This is a genomic window from Flavobacterium tagetis (genome assembly GCF_016735615.1).
GTDB lineage: Bacteria > Bacteroidota > Bacteroidia > Flavobacteriales > Flavobacteriaceae > Flavobacterium > Flavobacterium tagetis.
Genome location: NZ_JAERSF010000002.1, coordinates 535536 through 553316, shown reverse-complemented (window position 1 = coordinate 553316; position 17781 = coordinate 535536). Strand labels below are relative to the sequence as shown.

The following is a 17781-nucleotide window of genomic DNA, read 5'->3' as shown; positions in this document are numbered from 1 at the left end:
ATTTTATTTTATTTACAAATAGAATCACTCTCTTCTAAACTCTCCTGAAATTTTGAGGTATTAACCAAAGGATTTATTTGATTATTTACCTGCGGCTTCGCTTTTTTAGCGTTTTGTTTGCTCGCTTCTGCTTTTTGTCCGTGTTTGTCTACTTCTATGCAATCTGGTCCTCCAATCGGGCAAGTTCCTTTACTGTCTTCAAGTAGAATTTTTCCCTGATTACTTAAAGTTACTTTTTCATAAAAAGCACTCCACTTAGTTATTGTCGCCTGACACGGCAGATAATCTCCGCTTCCATTTGGCTGCATTTTGCATTTTCCAAACGTATTTTTCTCTAATGTCTGCCCAATTTCTTTGTCGGTCGCAATGAGTTTTTTCTCAGCATCTTTATCATTAGCATAATGCTTATCCTGCGATTTTACTTTTAATATATCTTTTTTTGGTTCTACGCTAAATTTACATTTTAGTGAAGCTCCCTGAACTACTATATGTTTCTCACTCATTGCCTTACCATTATAAATATTACATTCGCTTAACTACTCTGTTTTATCTCTTTAATTTTGAGTTTCTTCTTTTTTTAAAGATTCAATCTGTACGATCACTTTTATTGGTTCATCATACTCAATATTGCATTCTAAATCTATTTTTTCGATACAATAACTATGTTCATCAAGAAAATACGAAGCGTTGAATTTTCCTTTCCACGGGTCAAATCCAAAACTGGCTTCACTTCCAGAATCTATATAATCTCCTTTTTGTTCTACTTTCACCAAATTTGATTCATCCAAAATAGAATCTATCTTTTGCTCTACTGCAAACTTCGATTCTTCATCTTTCTCTAATGGAAAAAAGACTTCGTTTTGAAAAGAATAATTTGAGGTATAACCAACGTAAATACCACTAAAAAAAGCCCTTAAAAAATAATCTGAAGCCAGAGAATTAAGTAATGCTTCAGAATTTTCTAAAGCATATTCTGTATGTTCAATATAATTTTCTGCAACCTCACCTTCAAAATAATCCAGAACTTCTTCTTTTGTATCCTTCCATCGGTTTTCTATTTCGTCATAATTGTAAATGTCAACCCACTTTCCAGATTCATTCACCACAATTTTTAAGGGATATAAAACAGCGGCAGTTTTAGCGGCCAGTTCATCCATAATGGTATCTGGTATACTATTATTGACATAAATAGATCCTTTATTTATTTCAAACAAATGATAATTATTTCTATCAGTAGCAAGCCATTTTACACTTGCTTTCATTTCTATTGTATCAACAGCATCTCCAAAAACAGTGGTATAACTAACCTGATAATCATTATGAATTTTGTCTGCAACAAATGGCAATGTATAATTACTTCCCAAACTTACTTTTTGAGTTTTCTTCTCCTCTTTTTCTTTTCTTTCTTCAATATATTTTTCTGGTGCCAGAATCAAAAACTGAGAATAGCTTTTGAAATCTGCTTCTATTAAATCAGGAATTTCACAATACATATTATGATACCATCTAAGCTCATCAGCCTCTAAGCCAAGATCACGAGCCACACTCTCGAGTGTATCTCCTTTCTTAATTTTATAAGTACGAAACTTGTCGTATGGGGATCCTTCAGGTTTATCTTCGTAATACATATTATCTCATCAACATTAAACTTCAACCTCTTTTTCTTTATTTTCCATCTTAGGCTCATACATAAACCCTTCTTTTTCCTTACCTTTTTTATTTACTTTGGTTTCTTCTTTTTTCTGTCTTTTACAAATAATTACTGAATTTTCAGTAATACCATTCATACCCAAAGTATATTTTGCATCTACATATTTGGCTGTTTGATACCATTTTGGCTGTAGAAAGAATACCCAGCTGCAATTTTCTCCATTTTCCTTTAAATCAATTTTACTTTCAGCATTATGATCATTATATCCTGAAACGGTATGATAGAACAACGCTCCAAAATCAATTCTCACGGGACCTTTAGATCTTATAGAAGTATATTTTGTATCACTTTCTTTTTTCTGGATTAATAATGTAATCAACAACAAATCTTTCATTTGAACATTTTCTATCTCAGGAAAAGGATCTTTTCTTTCAGGAATTTTCCATGTAACATATTCTTTAGGAGGAATCTGCATCATATAGTTAAAAACTGCGTAAACGCCTGTTGGCACTATAAATACCAAAAAATGGGAGCACATTAAAAATGTTAGCGCAATTCCGTTTAAGGCGGTATAAATAATCACAAATAATACGCTTGAATAAAGTGTTATTAAAAATGAAAACAATAATTCGATTCCCACAACGCCTTTTAGGTTAAACTCGTTAAAGTACCATCGATACAAGTAAACATTAAGGATTCCAAATAGCAGTGACGCAATTTGATAAAATCGAAATTCGTCTGAAAGCTCTGTAAATAATTTATTGTAACCTAAAAAACCAACCAGAGCATAAATCAATACAAATGAAAAAATATAGATGTAAAATTTTCTTTTATATTGTGTTGCAAATTCTTTTATTTTATCGCTGAATACCATAGTAAGTATAGCGCTTACTGCTATGATTACTACTAAAAATACAATAAGCCTAATATCAATAAGGGCTAATAAATGTTTTTTTACCATTCCTAAATTCGTGTTGTATACCCTAACACAGGTTCTTTACTAAAATTAAACTCTTCTGTTTCTTTATCAATCAATAACACTGTTTTTACGTCAACTTCCATTGGAAAAAAATGCTCGCAAAAACAATCTATAAATATTTTTATATCGCCGTTTTTAAGATATTGCTGGTAAGGTTTATGAGTTATAGGGCCAATTTCTATCCTTACATTCATAGAATAATCCATGTAATCTTTTCCAGTAATAAAATCGACTCCTAATCTATTTTCTCCTAACGTCCCCTGCTCTCCTTCTTCGCTATATTCTTTAGAACTTGTTGTTGTATAGGTTACCTTTTCTTCAATAATGCTTGATAAACAATGGCAGGCAAGCTCAATGTCTCCCACTATTTTGTACGCATAAGGCAGCAGCTGTATAAATTTTGAAACTAAAATTTCAGGGTAAATGTGTGATAATCCCCAAAAATCATAGAAAAAATCCAACGGTTTACTTCCGTTCAGTTTATATAAAAAATTCCTTTCAACACTTTCTACTTTAGTACGATAATGAAAAATTTCATTTTCAAAAGGAGTAAAAAAAACACGAGCTTCAGCTTCTTGCTTTTTCTGATGTTTATGCTCCTTTATCATCTGTTTTACAGACTTATCAGAATTATTCTCAGTAAGACTATGTACAAAACCCTCTGGAAGCGCATCATACATACTATCACGTGATAATCGTATATTTAAATATTCCTGTTTGTCATAATTATCATCCTGAATTACTGCCTCCAAAATGTCGCTTCTGTACGCACGCGAAAATTGTCCCTGATTAGAAACCGTAATTTCATCCTGCACAATTGCCTTGGACTCAAGAAGTTCATTAGCAATAACTTCAGCCCTAATGTCATACGAAATATTCTCAATTTCGAATGCAAGATCTTCAAGACTTTTTTTACTTCTTCTTTCCATCCTCATTAATTCGTCCTGCACCTATGTATCGTAACTGAAAATATTCATCATTGAAATTATATATTGCAAGACCTTTGTCTGTACAAGCCAAAATTCGATCGTTGTGCAGGTACAAACCAACATCAGATATCGGATGGTCTTTATCGTATCGAAAGAAAACCAGATCACCTTCGGCAAGAAAACTGCGGCCAGTAAAAATTTGTATAGATTTAGACTTCCACATTCCTGCAGGATCTTTTGGAAGCGTAACCTTGTAAACGTCGCTGTATAAAGACTGCAGAAAATAAGAACAGTCAATTCCTTTTTTAGAAAAGCTTTTTTCTTTGTATGGCGTATTAAGCCACGGATCTATGTAAGAGTATAATTTGTAGTTGGTAATTTTATTTGGCATTACAGCCAGAATAATGGAGTATTTTTCTTTTAGAGCAAGCATTTCGTCACTTAAATTCTCTGAATTATCATTGACGACGGTTTTATTTTTTAGACCTGTTTCTTTCATTTGAGCTTGTTTTTTTAACAGCTCCAAAGAATAATCATATTTGAAGGGAATCTGCGAAATATATTTTTGAGCATGGCATTCTGTAAATAAATGCATCATCAGAATCATTATAACAAACTGCCTCATAAAAAATATTATTTAGTACTCTTTTTTTAGATAATTAAACATTATTTCGCAACCAAAATGGATTATTAATAAATTTTAAGCAACATAAAAAATAAACTTTTTAGCTTATTTTTATTTTTCAAACCTGAGAAAATTCTTCTTTTTGAACGTAACTCGTTTATAATGAATTTATTTACATTTTTGGACGTGGTGGTTACAAACCTAGCAAAATATTTTGTAAGAATACAAATAAAATTTGTAAAATTTATAGTATAAAATATAAGTTTTTTAAAATAAATAAAACTACATTTGCTTCCAATTTTTGTTAAAATTATCTTACATAGTAAAATACCAAAATGAATCAAAAAAATATTGATGTTAGAGTTGTATTTTTTTTTGCACTTCTCTTATTAGCTGGAATCATTGCATTTATCATCCAATTTTTTAACCATGTCGATTGTGAAGATGCCAAGTTTTACATTTTTGCAGATCATTCACAATCAGAGGAATCGATAGAATTTTATGACAAAACTCGTAATGCAAAATCATGGATTTGGGACTTTGGAGACGGGTCAGAAAAAGATGTCAGAAAACATACTTTTCACATCTATAAAAATCCGGGAAAATACTATGTAACTTTGACAATAAATGGCAATTGTACCCATACAAAAGAAATCACTATAAAGGATAAATTTGCTGCCGATAAAATAGGCACGCCAAAAATTATTGCACCAAAAACTATTACAGTTGGACAGCCAGCTTATTTTAAATCAATCTCAGATGATGCCCGAACTTGGGAATGGGCTTTTGGTGAAAATAAAGGCATAGATGAAACCTCTTCTGCTCCAGTTTACAGCTTTATTACTCCAGGCGAAAAAACAATCACTTTAGTTATAAACGGTGATTTCAGTCGTGTGGCAAAGAAGATTATTTATGTGCATCCGAGAGTTATCAAAAAGACTAATCCTCTGGACGTCAGCTCGTATGAATTCGAGAAAAAAGCCGAAGCCTTCGCACTGCCACGAGGTTCTGTAAAAAAAGATCCACTTGAAGAAATGTTACAATATGTTCCAGTTGCACCGAAAACCAAAACGGTAAAAGATAGTACTGCTGTAATTAAAAAAGCGCCTAAAATGTCTGAGGATCAGTTTGAAATTTTATTCAAAAAAGTAGCAGAAGGCAGCAAAACAAAAGATGATTTTGCAGAATTTCTATGCGATGACTTAGATGTTCCTGTTGTAAAAAATGATAATGATCTATTGACTTTTTCTCAATTATGTGCTTCTGTAAAAGGAAAAAAGATAAAGATTGAATCTATACGTTTAAATAAAGACAAACAAACTAACTGCATTAAAGGATTAAATATCAGCTATAAAGTAAAAAAATACCTGATATGGTCTAAAGATTAATTTTTGATATGGAAGAAGAAAAAAACGTTTTCAGTGCAGAATTATTAAGTGCATTAGAAATTGCTAAAAAAATTGCTAAAACCAATTCAAATAAATACTATTCAGCATCCCATTTATTAAAAGCTATTTTAAACAGAGATTTATCACTTTTGAAAAGGCTTGAAACTATGGGTAAAGATGTTTACTATCTTGATGAATGGGCAGAAGTTCGAATCGAAGAAGAACCAAAAACCACTCATGTTCTTGATGCTGAGCCAAGCGATTTGATCGACGATATTATAAAAGAAGCAGAATCAGTACGAATTGCTTTGAATGAAGATGAAATTAGCCTCTATGCTATTATTATTGCTCTAAGTTCTCCTGGCGTAGGTTTCAACTTCGATCAAATGAAATCCTACCCTATATCTAGAAATGAATTGCTAGAAGATCAGATTATTATTCCACAAACGGAAAACGGTATAAAACAAGAAGTAAAAAAAGGTTTTTTAAGTAAATATTGCGTTCATAAAAACCTTGAAAAAAATAAAAAAAGAGTATCTGCAATTGGGCGTGAAGCCGAATTGAATGCCATAAAAGAAATACTTTGCCGATTTTCTAAACCTAATGTTCTACTTATTGGCGATCGCGGTATTGGAAAATCAATTTTAATTGATACGCTTATTCAAGATGTAATAGCCAATCAAGTTCCAGATGTTTTAAACAAAGTGCAACTTTTTGAACTTGATCTGTCATCACTTATTGCTGGAGCTTCATACAAAGGAGAAATAGAAGATCGCTTAAAAAACTGTATTCAGGAGCTTAAACAATATCCGAAAGCTATTTTAATTATTGAAGAAATTCATATTTTACTCGATAAAAACGGAGGAGATTCGGGCGTTTCAAATGTTCTTAAAGGTGAGCTAGCAAAAGGGTTGAATATTATTGCCACCTCAACAATAGACGAATTTTCAAAAAGAATCGAAAAAGAGCAAGGCCTTTCGGGAATGTTTGACATCGTTAAACTGGAAGAAGCTGATGACGAAACCTTGTTTCGAATGATTCGCGAGTCTATCAAAACTTATCAAGAACATCATAAAATACAAATAGATGATAAAACTATTTCAGAATCTATTCGATTATCAAAAAGATATTTAAAGGAAAAAAGCCTTCCTGAGTCAGCCATTAATTTGATTGACCATACAATGTCGGTTTTAAAAACTTCAGGAGAAACTTTTCTTAACGAAAAAAAATCTATTGCCAATAGATTAAATCTTCTAAAAGAAAACAAAGACAATTTATCTGAAAATCAATTGATAAAAGAATACAATTGGTTCCTGATTGATTTAATGAACAAAACAGCATTTTTAATGGATCCTGATGAGCAAAATGAAAAAAGAAATTTTGAATCATCAGAATCGATCCTTAATTATATTGAAAACCTCATTAATACACTTGAAGAAAAAGCGCTTGACAAACGCTCTCATATTGAAGCTTTTGATCTGTCTTTGATAATTGCTAAAAAAACAGGCATTCCTGCTGGAAAACTTAAAGAAGAAGAGAAACAGAAACTTAATAGCATTGAGGAAGTTTTAGGACGAAGAGTAATTGGTCAAGATCATTGTATTGAAACTGTTGCTGGCTCTATTTTAGAATCACGATCGGGTTTAAGCAAAGCAGGACAACCAATAGCATCATTCTTTTTTCTAGGACCAACAGGGACTGGAAAAACCGAATTAGCCAAATCATTAGCTGAATTTCTTTTTCAGGATGAAAACGCAATTATCCGTTTTGATATGTCTGAATTTAAAGAAGAACATTCAGCTGCATTGTTATACGGTGCGCCTCCAGGCTATGTTGGTTACGAAGAAGGTGGATTACTAGTAAACAAGATTAGACAAAAACCGTATTCTATTGTTTTGTTTGATGAAATTGAAAAAGCACATCCTTCAGTCTTTGATGTATTTCTACAGATTATGGACGAAGGAAAACTGCATGATCGTTTAGGGAAAGAAGGAGATTTTTCTAATGCAATAATTCTCTTTACTTCGAATATTGGTGCAGATCATATCGTAAATACATTTAACAATGGTGAAATTCCAGCATCGAGTTCGTTAATGGAAATCATGGCTAATTATTTCAGACCTGAATTTTTAGGGCGATTAACAGAAATTGTACCCTTTGCTCCAATCACTAAAGAAAATGCCTTAAAAATATTTGAAATCCACCTTAAAAAGGAATTCATTGATTTATTGAAGAACAGTAAAATCACAGTAGAAATTCCTTTAGAAACTAAACTATATCTAGCCGAAAACGGCTATAATGCCAAATATGGTGCAAGACCTATCAAAAACATTATTCGAACGCATTTAAGAAGACCTTTAGCGAAAAAAATAATTTCTGGACAAGTTAAAGACAACGATACTATTTCGGTAATTATTGAAAATAACGAAGTAAAATGGGTTATAACAGAACCTATTTCAGTTGAGAATTAAATTTAACTCTATCAAATAAAAAAAACGCTAAGAAATAAATCTTAGCGTTTTTTATTTTTATTCTAAAACTAGGCCAATCTGGCCATCGTCGTCTAATTCTGTCTCTACAGAATCGTCTTCTGGAATTTCAGGTTTTTCAGGAACTTCTTCGACTGGTTCTTCATAAGGAAGTGGGTCTAATAAATTCACTTGCCTTAACTTATCTGTAGTTAATTGGTTTCCTAAAGCTTTAAAACCTTTTACGGCTATAAAGTCTTCTACATCTATATGCAGATCATCTTTTTGAACTCCTTTTACTTTTGCAAAAACCAATTGTGCTACAGGGCGATAATCGGTAGATACAATCTCTAACTGCGAATTTGGATGGTCTGTAATGAAACTTTCTTCTTTTCCTTCATTTTCAACTAAGAAACGCTTTAAGAAATAACGCTCTTTTTCTCCATCATAATAAATCGCTGAAATTGGTTTTTTAGGTTTCCATTTTTCCAGAACAATCATATCTTCATCAAAATGAGTTGATAATTCTGGAATGATAACTTTCAATTTTCCTGTTTGGTTAATTATCAAAATTTTGTCTGTTGGCTTAAATTCACCTAGCAATTCTCCTCTTGCATCAACATTTAAGCGTTTTACAGTATCATCAAACCATACTTTTCTTGGCAGTAAAGTAGAAATTCCTTTTTCTTTCAATTCGATTTTCTTAATTGGATATTTGGTTACTAAGTTTCCTTTAGAACCACGTCCTTTAATCGCTAAATTAGCAAAGTCAATATCAAATTTCAGTTTCTTGATCGTTCCAACCTGACGCAATAAAATAGTCACAACCTCAGCTTCTCCATTTGGATTGTGTGAAAAATAAACCACCTGAGAACCGTTTGTACCATTCGTTAGATCGTAAGCTTTATCACGCGTTACACCAGTAACATTAAAACGTTTAATATAAGATGGACCTGATTTACCATCGCGGTACATCATGTTATAAATAGTACGTTTATCGTTTTTATCAAAAACGGCAGCGTGTATAATATCTTTTCCGATGAAAGTCTTGGCATCTACTTTTGTAATCATTAATGTTCCATCTCTTAAAAACACAATAACATCATCAATATCAGAACAATCACCTACGTATTCATCTTTCTTTAAACTCGTTCCTACGAAACCTTCTTCGCGGTTTACATATAGTTTTGTGTTACGTAAAACTACTTTTGTAGCCTCAACATTATCAAATACACGAAGTTCTGTCTGACGTTCGCGTCCTTTTCCGTATTTCTCTTTTAATTTGGTAAAATACGCAATGGCAAAATCCGTAAGGTGCTCTAAATTATATTCGACCTCTTTCATCTCGTCTTCTAACTTCGCGATTAAATCATCGGCTTTATCAGAGTCGAAACGTGTGATACGAATCATCGGGATTTGAGTCAGTCTTTGTAAATCGTCGTCATTAATTTCTCTAACGAATGATTTCTTGAAAGGCTCAAAACGTTCATATAAATATTTGTAAAGGGATTCTCTATCACCATACAATTTGAAGTCAATATACATTTCTTCACGAATGAAGATTTTTTCCAAAGTAGAAAAATGCCACTTATTTTTTAATTCTTCTAATTGAATTTCTAATTCCTGACGAAGTAAATCAACCGTTCTTTCAGTTGAAATTTTCAACATTTGAGAAACACCGATAAATAATGGCTTATTATCTTCAATAACACATCCTAAAGGCGCTACAGATGTTTCACAGGCTGTAAAAGCAAACAAAGCATCGATAGTTTTATCTGGTGAAACCCCAGGGAAAAGATGAATTAAAATTTCAACGTCGGCAGCAGTATTGTCTTCAATTTTCTTGATTTTGATTTTACCTTTTTCATTGGCTTTCAAAATACTGTCAATTAAACTCGAGGTATTGGTCGAAAACGGAATCTGCGTAATCACCAATGTATTTTTGTCTAACTGCGAAATTTTAGCACGCACACGTACACGTCCGCCACGCATTCCGTCATTGTAATTCGAAACGTCGGCAATACCTTGCGTCATAAAATCAGGATAAAGCGTAAATGGCTTTCCTTTTAAGATTTTAATCGAAGCATCAATTAATTCATTAAAGTTATGAGGAAGCACTTTTGTGGAAAGTCCAACTGCAATACCTTCTGCTCCCTGCGCTAAAAGCAATGGAAATTTTACTGGAAGATTGTTTGGTTCTGCACGACGACCATCATAGGAAACTCCCCAATCGGTAATTTTTGGAGAATACAAAACCTCCAAAGCAAATTTAGATAAACGTGCCTCAATATAACGGGGCGCTGCCGCACCATCGCCAGTTAGTATATTTCCCCAGTTTCCTTGGCAATCAATCAATAAATCTTTTTGACCAATCTGCACCATAGCATCACCAATACTCGCATCTCCGTGTGGATGATACTGCATCGTGTGACCAACAACATTGGCAACTTTATTATAACGACCATCATCCAGCTCTTTTAAAGAGTGCATAATACGACGCTGAACAGGTTTGAATCCGTCCTCGATAGCAGGAACTGCACGTTCTAGAATTACATACGAAGCGTAATCCAAGAACCAATCTTTATACATTCCCGTTACCTTCGTAATAACATCTTCTCCTTCTTCTTCCTGATTTTCGTAAAAATGTGCTCCTTCAAAATGTTTCCCTTCACCATCAACCACATCATCATCGCCATCTTGAATGTTATCCAGATTTTCATCTTGATTATTCTCGTCGCCGTTTGGAATTATGTTATCGTCTTCTTCGTCTTTCATTTAATTATATCTAATTATAATTTTATTTATTTTCAAGCAGTTGTTTTAAAACTTCAACGCTTGGTAAAACGGTCTTATATTTACTGGCAAAAATCTGTTCATTATTTTCTGGCAATGTATATTTAACTACAGCTTCACTTTTATTTTGACAGAGCACAATTCCGATCGTTTTGTTTTCATCTTCCAAGCGCATTTCTCTGTCATAAAAGTTGACATACATTTGCATCTGGCCTAAATCCTGATGCTTTAATTCTCCAATTTTTAAATCAATAAGAACAAAAGATTTTAATATCCTGTTGTAAAAAACTAAATCAATTCTAAAATGTTTATCATCAAAAGTGATTCTTTGTTGTCTGCCAACAAAAGTAAAACCATGACCTAACTCTAGTAAGAAATGCTCTAGCTTATTAATAATTTCTTCTTCTAATTGCGATTCCGAATATTGATTCAATTCGGGTAATCCTAAAAATTCAAGTATATAAGGATCTTTAATTATATCTTTTGGCTTTTCAATAATTTGTCCTTTTTCTGAGAGTTTTAATATTCCTTCTTTATCTCTGCTTAAAGCTAATCTAGTATAAAGTGCAGAATCATATTGGCGTTTTAATTCTCTAACACTCCAATTGTTCTTTTCAGATTCTATTTTATAAAAGCGCCTTTCTTTTTCATCTTCAATTCGCATTAAAAAAACATAGTGAGTAAATGTCAACTTAAAAAAAGAAGCCAATGTTTGACTATCAAATTTCGCAGTCAATGACTGCGCTTTTAGAGATTTGAATTCCGCAGTCACTGACTGCGTTTTTTGAATTTCAAAAATCCGAGACAGTGACTCGGATTTTGAAAAAATCAAATAAAACTGCCTTATTTGTTCTAAATTTCTAATTGAAAAACCTTTTCCAAATTCCTTTGTCAACTGTTGAGAAAGACTTTTTAAAAGCTGTTTTCCATATTCTGCCCTATCTTTTCCATTTTGTTCTTCTTCAACAATTATTCTCCCTATTTCAAAATAGGTAATTGTCATGGTTGAATTTACGGTACGCAAAACCTGTTGCCTTGCATTTTGCAATAACTCGGCAACTTGCTGAAAAATGACTTTATTTTGAAGACCGTTTGGCACTATAACTTTTATTTAACTATTAAGCCTCCTCAAGCTCATCAATCTCCACCTTCAGATTCTTGATAATAAATTCCTGTCTATCTGGAGTGTTTTTACCCATATAGAAAGATAACAACTGCTCAATCGAAGTATGTTTATCCATCATAACCGGATCAAGGCGAATCGTGTCTCCAATAAAGTTCTTGAACTCATCTGGCGAAATCTCTCCCAAACCTTTGAATCGCGTGATTTCTGGTTTTGGTTTTAGTTTCTCAATCGCGTCTTTTCTTTCTTCTTCTGAATAACAATAAATCGTCTCTTTTTTGTTTCGAACCCTGAAAAGCGGTGTTTGTAAAATATACAAATGTCCTTCTTTAATTAATTCAGGAAAAAACTGCAAAAAGAAAGTAATTAAAAGCAAACGAATGTGCATTCCGTCGACATCGGCATCGGTTGCGATTACGATGTTGTTGTACCGTAATTTTTCCAGCCCGTCTTCAATATCCAATGCTGCCTGCAATAAGTTAAATTCTTCGTTTTCATACACAATCTTTTTAGACATTCCGTATGAATTCAAAGGTTTACCACGTAAACTGAAAACGGCTTGCGTATTTACGTCACGCGACTTTGTAATCGATCCTGAAGCCGAATCTCCCTCGGTAATAAAAAGCGTACTTTCTAAGTTTCTTGGGTTTTTGGTATCAGGAAGATGCGCTCTACAATCTCTTAATTTTTTATTGTGAAGATTGGCTTTTTTAGCACGATCTGTCGCCAATTTTCTAATTCCTGATAATTCTTTTCTTTCACGTTCTGCCTGAAGAATTTTACGCAATAAAGCTTCAGCTGTCGGCGGGTTTTTATGCAGGTAATTGTCCAGTTTCGTTTTGATGAAATCATTAACGAAAGTACGAACAGAAACTGCAGGCGTTCCATCGTCAGAACCCATATCGGTAGAACCTAATTTGGTTTTGGTCTGAGACTCAAAAACCGGTTCCATTACTTTAATGCTAATTGCACTTACAATCGATTTTCGAACATCTGATGCTTCAAAATTCTTATTGTAAAACTCTCGAATTGTTTTTACAACTGCTTCACGGTAAGCCGCTAAGTGCGTTCCTCCTTGTGTTGTATTCTGACCGTTTACGAAAGAGTGATATTCTTCACTGTATTGAGTTTTACTATGCGTTAACGCTACCTCAATATCGTGGTCTTTCAAATGAATAATTGGATATTCTAAATCTTCTTCGTTGATGGTTTCTTCTAATAAATCACGAAGTCCATTTTCTGAATAATATTTTTCTCCATTGAAAATAATCGTCAAACCATTGTTTAAGTAACAATAGTTTTTAACCATTTTGACAACATATTCTAAACGGAATTTATAGTTTTTGAAAATAGTTTCGTCTGGCGTAAAAGTTACTTTTGTCCCTTTACGTTTTGTTGTATCGATTATTTCTTCTTCTAAAACTAAATTTCCAGCTGAAAACTCTGCTCCTTTTTGTTTATCATCTCGAACCGATTCTACACGAAAAAAAGTAGAAAGCGCATTAACCGCTTTTGTTCCGACACCATTTAAACCAACTGATTTCTGGAAAGCTTTAGAATCGTACTTTCCTCCCGTGTTCATCTTCGAAACTACATCGACCACTTTACCCAACGGAATACCACGTCCGTAATCACGAACGGTAACTGTTTTTTCTTTGATACTTACCTCAATAGTTTTTCCTGAGCCCATTACGAACTCATCGATACAGTTGTCTAAAACCTCTTTTAGAAGAATGTAAATACCATCATCCGGCGCAGATCCGTCTCCAAGTTTTCCGATATACATCCCGGGACGCATACGGATATGTTCTTTCCAATCAAGCGAACGAATATTATCTTCGGTATATTGATTTTGCTCTAGCATATATGATTTTAGGATTTTTTGCTAATGTACCATTTCTTAACAAAAAATGAAAGCGTATTTCTTTTTTGTTATGAATAATAACAGTTTAAAATCTATTTAAGTTGATTTTAAAATAAAACGGGCGTCAAAATTATAAAAAACTGCTTTTTCAGCAAAATAAACACTATTTGATCCCGAGTACTTCTTTTGCCAAAGCAATCATTTCGGGCGTTCCCGTATTTTTGTTTTTTTCGTCAGAAAGTTTTACAACTCCTTGCCAATGTACATTATCTGGTTTTGTATCCGTTAATTTTATAACCATATTCATGGCTGGAAGTCCTACGTCGTTGGTAAAATTTGTTCCAATCCCAAACGACATTTTTATTTTATCCTGACAGAAATCGGCAATCTTTTTTACTTTTTCATAATTGAGCGAATCTGAAAAAACAATGACTTTTGATTTTGGATCAATTCCCATTTTATTATAATGAGAAATTACTTTTTGAGCAAACTCAATAGGATCACCACTGTCATGTCGAACACCGTCAAAAAGTTTGGAATATTTTTTATCAAACTGATTGAAAAATATTTCTGTAGTATAGGTGTCTGTTAAAGCAATTCCCAAATCACCTCCATAAACTTTTGTCCAGTTTTCAAGACTTATAAAATTCGCTACCTGAAAACCATATTGCGCCGCATGAAACATAAACCATTCGTGAGCATGTGTGCCTAAAGGCCTTCGATTATTGACCATTGCAAAATGCACATTACTTGTACCAATAAAGCTCTGTCCTCCATAAGTTTGCAAAGTCTCATTCACAAGACTCTGCACATCATAAGAGTGACGACGTCTTGTTCCAAATTCTAAAATTGAAACACCAAGTCTATTGTAATTCTCTATTTTTTCTTTCGTAAGACTTTTTACTGCCTCATCGTTTAAACGAATTAAATGATTGGATTTATAAAAAAGTTCTGAAATCAAAGCCATTAACGGCACTTCCCACAAAATGGTTCTGTACCAAAAACCTTCAACAGTAACTTTTATTTCTGAGCCTTCCTGACTAATCTGAACTTCAGACGGATCAAAGCTATATCCTTGCAAAAAATCTAAATAAGTAGGATCGAGATAAGGACAATAATGAGCCAGATAACTTTTTTCTTCTTTTGTCAATCGAAGATCTGCCATTGCATCGACAGAATTTCGAAGTAAATCTGCAAAACCTTCAGGAAAAATATGTTTCCCGCGGTTTATAAATCCGTAACGAACTTTTGCTTTTGGAAAAAGTTTAATTACAGCATGCTGCATTGTAAATTTGTAGAAATCATTGTCTAAGATTGATTTCAGAAAAGTGGCTTCCATAGTGTTCAAATTCGAATCATTATTGCTAAGATACAGCAATTTCAGAAAAGATGAAAATTACTGGATTCTTAGCTCATTATTTTCAAACAATTTTAAAAGAAACAACACTATTTCCATCTACAAAAACAGTTATGTAATCGCCTATGTTGCTATCAATTAGAATCTGAAATTCTAAACCTCCTCGCTTTTCTTTTGGATTTTGAACTTTAACAGGCTGATTTCTTTTATTCAAATAAAAAACCTGATTGGATTTTGATACGTTTTTGATTTCAACTGTAATTTTATCCCCATTTCTCGCTTCAATTATTCCAGAGTCTGGTGACTTGATTTTATAATCTTTTTCGATTGTAGTATTGTAAATCAAAGGTCCATTCAAGAAATCTTCTTTACTCAATCTGTTTCCTAAATAAGAACCTGAATCCGGAAAATGCTTGGCAAAGAAATAATCTGGATCTGTATCAAAATAAGCAGGATTAAAATCGTTTACCATTCTACCTTTACTGCTATCATAGTAGCCTTGTCCCCATGTCACATCCAAAAGACGCCATTTTTTATCAATCAAAACCATATTCCAAGCGTGATTAGATGAAGTGTTTTTTCGACCGATATCTCGCACTGAAATTTTAGAATCGCCGCGAATTATTTCGCATTTAATTCCCATTAACGAAGCCAGATTCTGATACAGAGCCGTAAAACCTTCACAAACTGCTTTTTTAGATTTAAAAGCTTTCTGAATTAGATTATCATTCAGTTGTTTTATTTTTCGTTGTTTTTCAGCTTCCGAAGAATAACTGAAACCTTGAACTCTTGGCGGATTCAAATACGCATTATAATCATATTTTATATTGAAGGCAATCCAGCTATAAATAGCACGCGCACGATCATAATCCGAATCAAAGTCTTTTTCGATTCTGTCGGCTAATTTTTCTGTGCTATCAAAGCTTTTTGGGTATTTTGCAACTATTTTATCGACTTCACTGATCTTTTGAGCAAAAGTAAAATTGATGAAAATACTATTTAATAAAAGGAAAATAAGGGTAATCTTTTTTTGTGGCATTTAAAAATTTGATTTAATAATATCTTTCAGTTCTTGATCTAATTCAGGATTAGAGATTTTATTTTCTTGTAAATCAAAATTCGAGCCAAATGCTGGTAATGAAAAACTTCCTTTAATTTCTGCACCATAACGTGGGAAAAGATTCTGCGCAATTCCTAAAACAGATGCGCCTCCTCTACCACCTGGAGAAGTTGCCAATAATAACATTGGTTTGTGCTGAAAAACATCTTTTTCGATTCTAGAACTCCAATCGAAAACATTCTTGAAAGCAACAGAATAATTTCCGTTATTTTCTGCCATTGAAACCACTACAATATCAGCTTCTTTAAGTTTGTTTAAAAATGCTTGTGCTACTTTATGTTGACCTACTTCTTTTTCAAGATCAACACTAAATACAGGCATTGCAAAATCATTAAGATCTAAAACTTCAACTTCTGCATTTTCAAACAAACTAGATGCATAAGTCGCTAAACGTTTGTTGATTGATTGCGTACTGTTACTTCCTCCAAAGGCTACTATTTTCATATGTGGTATTTGTTTTTTAAACCATATAAGTAATATAAGAGAATTTAAGTTTTTTACTCAAAGTGAATTAAATGAACTTATATTACTTATATGGTTTATAGTTAATTTTCGATCTCAAAAATCTCTTTTTGTATTTCTACAGAATAATCATTTGGTGAAATACTTCCGCCAAAAGCTTTTGCATAAACTTTAGTAAATTCTGCTCCAAAATATAAAATAATAGCCGAATAATATACCCAAACCAAAATTATAATTACAGAACCAGCTGCACCATAAACGCTTGCAACGGTTGAATTTCCTAAGTACACTCCAATTGCAAATTTACCTATCATAAACAAAATTGCAGTGCTTGATGCTCCAATAAAAGCATCTTTCCATTTGATAATGCCGTCTGGTAAAGTTCGGAATATAATAGCAAAAAGCAATGTAATGCTGGCAAAAACAATCACCAAATTAACCACATAAAAAAAGTAAACAGTTGTGTCTGGAAAATAAAGTTTTAAACGTGCATTTAAAAGATCAAGTGTAGCATTGACCATCAAACTGACTAGCATTAAAAATCCTACTGAAACGATCATAGAAAAAGACATCAACCTATTTTGAATAAACTTTTTCAAACCTTTATTGGGCTTTGCGCGAAGTCCCCAAATATAATTTATCGAACTCTGAATTTCTGCAAAAACACCTGATGCCCCAATCAGTAGCATCACGACCCCAAATACGGTTACAAATACATTACTGTCTGATAATTGAACATTTTTGATTGCCTCCTGAATCTGTACAGCAGCATTATTTCCAACCAATCGATTTATCTGACCATATAACTGACCTGTGACTGCCTCTTCCCCAAAAAAGAAGCCGCAAATCGTAATTATAATAATCAATAAAGGAGGCAAAGCAAAAATGGTATAATAAGATAACGCTGCGCTTAACTTTATCGCATTGTCATCATTGAATTCTAAAAATGTTGTTTTTAATAAATACCAGGTTTTTGAAAAGATATTGTGATTTTTCATTTGCTGATTTTTTGATATTCACTC

General features: G+C 32.9%; 14 protein-coding genes. 2 read left to right on the top strand and 12 right to left on the bottom strand.

The genetic code is table 11. The annotated features are described in order from the left end of the window. Window positions 1–8: 8 nt before the first annotated feature. From JI750_RS09800 to JI750_RS09780, 5 genes are read right to left on the bottom strand one after another with little or no spacing between them, the layout of a single operon-like run. Window positions 9–503, bottom strand: coding sequence for a DUF4280 domain-containing protein (locus JI750_RS09800; protein WP_202000914.1), 495 nt, complete (start codon window positions 501–503; stop codon window positions 9–11). 51 nt (window positions 504–554) lie between these two features. After that, window positions 555–1628, bottom strand: a complete 1074-nt coding sequence (locus tag JI750_RS09795; RefSeq protein ID WP_202000910.1) for a LysM peptidoglycan-binding domain-containing protein — start codon at window positions 1626–1628, stop codon at window positions 555–557. 15 nt (window positions 1629–1643) lie between these two features. Next, window positions 1644–2612 (bottom strand): TssN family type VI secretion system protein, encoded by a 969-nt coding sequence (locus tag JI750_RS09790; protein WP_202000905.1) that lies wholly within the window; start codon window positions 2610–2612, stop codon window positions 1644–1646. Between the two features lie 2 nt (window positions 2613–2614). Then, window positions 2615–3559, bottom strand: a complete 945-nt coding sequence (locus JI750_RS09785; RefSeq protein ID WP_202000902.1) for a type VI secretion system baseplate subunit TssG — start codon at window positions 3557–3559, stop codon at window positions 2615–2617. After that, window positions 3543–4184, bottom strand: a complete 642-nt coding sequence (locus JI750_RS09780) for a C40 family peptidase (protein WP_236673010.1) — start codon at window positions 4182–4184, stop codon at window positions 3543–3545. Before JI750_RS09780 ends, JI750_RS09785 begins: the two co-directional genes overlap by 17 nt. Window positions 4185–4519: 335 nt before the next feature. On the opposite strand from JI750_RS09780, the gene JI750_RS09775 reads away from it, so the two are divergent. Both JI750_RS09775 and JI750_RS09770 read left to right on the top strand, forming a co-directional pair. Continuing rightward, window positions 4520–5572, top strand: coding sequence for a PKD domain-containing protein (locus JI750_RS09775; protein WP_202000884.1), 1053 nt, complete (start codon window positions 4520–4522; stop codon window positions 5570–5572). A gap of 8 nt (window positions 5573–5580) precedes the next feature. Then, the gene (locus JI750_RS09770) at window positions 5581–8043 is read left to right on the top strand and encodes an AAA family ATPase (protein ID WP_202000881.1); all 2463 of its coding nucleotides are present in this window, start codon (window positions 5581–5583) and stop codon (window positions 8041–8043) included. A gap of 57 nt (window positions 8044–8100) precedes the next feature. Here the strand turns inward: JI750_RS09770 and JI750_RS09765 are convergent, their stop codons facing one another. The 7 genes from JI750_RS09765 to JI750_RS09735 form a co-directional block, all read right to left on the bottom strand. Continuing rightward, on the bottom strand, window positions 8101–10815 hold the full coding sequence (locus JI750_RS09765) for a DNA gyrase/topoisomerase IV subunit A (protein WP_202000878.1): 2715 nt from the start codon (window positions 10813–10815) through the stop codon (window positions 8101–8103). Window positions 10816–10837: 22 nt separating this feature from the next. Then, complete coding sequence (locus tag JI750_RS09760; protein ID WP_202000875.1) at window positions 10838–11932, bottom strand: PDDEXK nuclease domain-containing protein; 1095 nt, start codon at window positions 11930–11932, stop codon at window positions 10838–10840. A 19-nt stretch (window positions 11933–11951) separates the two neighbouring features. Further along, entirely contained in the window at window positions 11952–13820 is a 1869-nt protein-coding gene (locus tag JI750_RS09755) for a DNA topoisomerase IV subunit B (RefSeq protein WP_202000872.1), read from the bottom strand. A 163-nt stretch (window positions 13821–13983) separates the two neighbouring features. Further along, window positions 13984–15159: a nicotinate phosphoribosyltransferase gene (pncB, locus tag JI750_RS09750; protein WP_202000869.1), complete on the bottom strand. Its 1176-nt coding sequence runs from the start codon at window positions 15157–15159 to the stop codon at window positions 13984–13986. Window positions 15160–15241: 82 nt separating this feature from the next. Next, window positions 15242–16216 (bottom strand): transglutaminase domain-containing protein, encoded by a 975-nt coding sequence (locus tag JI750_RS09745; RefSeq protein WP_202000865.1) that lies wholly within the window; start codon window positions 16214–16216, stop codon window positions 15242–15244. Next, entirely contained in the window at window positions 16217–16741 is a 525-nt protein-coding gene (locus tag JI750_RS09740; protein ID WP_202000862.1) for an NADPH-dependent FMN reductase, read from the bottom strand. It abuts the gene before it with no gap. A 101-nt stretch (window positions 16742–16842) separates the two neighbouring features. Then, window positions 16843–17757, bottom strand: a complete 915-nt coding sequence (locus JI750_RS09735) for a YihY/virulence factor BrkB family protein (RefSeq protein ID WP_129748638.1) — start codon at window positions 17755–17757, stop codon at window positions 16843–16845. Window positions 17758–17781: the final 24 nt, after the last annotated feature.

Excerpts from the sequence above, each read along its gene's own strand:
- JI750_RS09800 (WP_202000914.1), bottom strand. The coding sequence starts at position 503 with ATGAGTGAGAAACATATAGTAGTTCAGGGAGCTTCACTAAAATGTAAA.
- JI750_RS09795 (WP_202000910.1), bottom strand. The coding sequence starts at position 1,628 with ATGTATTACGAAGATAAACCTGAAGGATCCCCATACGACAAGTTTCGT.
- JI750_RS09790 (WP_202000905.1), bottom strand. The coding sequence starts at position 2,612 with ATGGTAAAAAAACATTTATTAGCCCTTATTGATATTAGGCTTATTGTA.
- JI750_RS09785 (WP_202000902.1), bottom strand. The coding sequence starts at position 3,559 with ATGGAAAGAAGAAGTAAAAAAAGTCTTGAAGATCTTGCATTCGAAATT.
- JI750_RS09780 (WP_236673010.1), bottom strand. The coding sequence starts at position 4,184 with ATGAGGCAGTTTGTTATAATGATTCTGATGATGCATTTATTTACAGAA.
- JI750_RS09775 (WP_202000884.1), top strand. The coding sequence starts at position 4,520 with ATGAATCAAAAAAATATTGATGTTAGAGTTGTATTTTTTTTTGCACTT.
- JI750_RS09770 (WP_202000881.1), top strand. The coding sequence starts at position 5,581 with ATGGAAGAAGAAAAAAACGTTTTCAGTGCAGAATTATTAAGTGCATTA.
- JI750_RS09765 (WP_202000878.1), bottom strand. The coding sequence starts at position 10,815 with ATGAAAGACGAAGAAGACGATAACATAATTCCAAACGGCGACGAGAAT.
- JI750_RS09755 (WP_202000872.1), bottom strand. The coding sequence starts at position 13,820 with ATGCTAGAGCAAAATCAATATACCGAAGATAATATTCGTTCGCTTGAT.
- pncB (WP_202000869.1), bottom strand. The coding sequence starts at position 15,159 with ATGGAAGCCACTTTTCTGAAATCAATCTTAGACAATGATTTCTACAAA.
- JI750_RS09745 (WP_202000865.1), bottom strand. The coding sequence starts at position 16,216 with ATGCCACAAAAAAAGATTACCCTTATTTTCCTTTTATTAAATAGTATT.
- JI750_RS09740 (WP_202000862.1), bottom strand. The coding sequence starts at position 16,741 with ATGAAAATAGTAGCCTTTGGAGGAAGTAACAGTACGCAATCAATCAAC.
- JI750_RS09735 (WP_129748638.1), bottom strand. The coding sequence starts at position 17,757 with ATGAAAAATCACAATATCTTTTCAAAAACCTGGTATTTATTAAAAACA.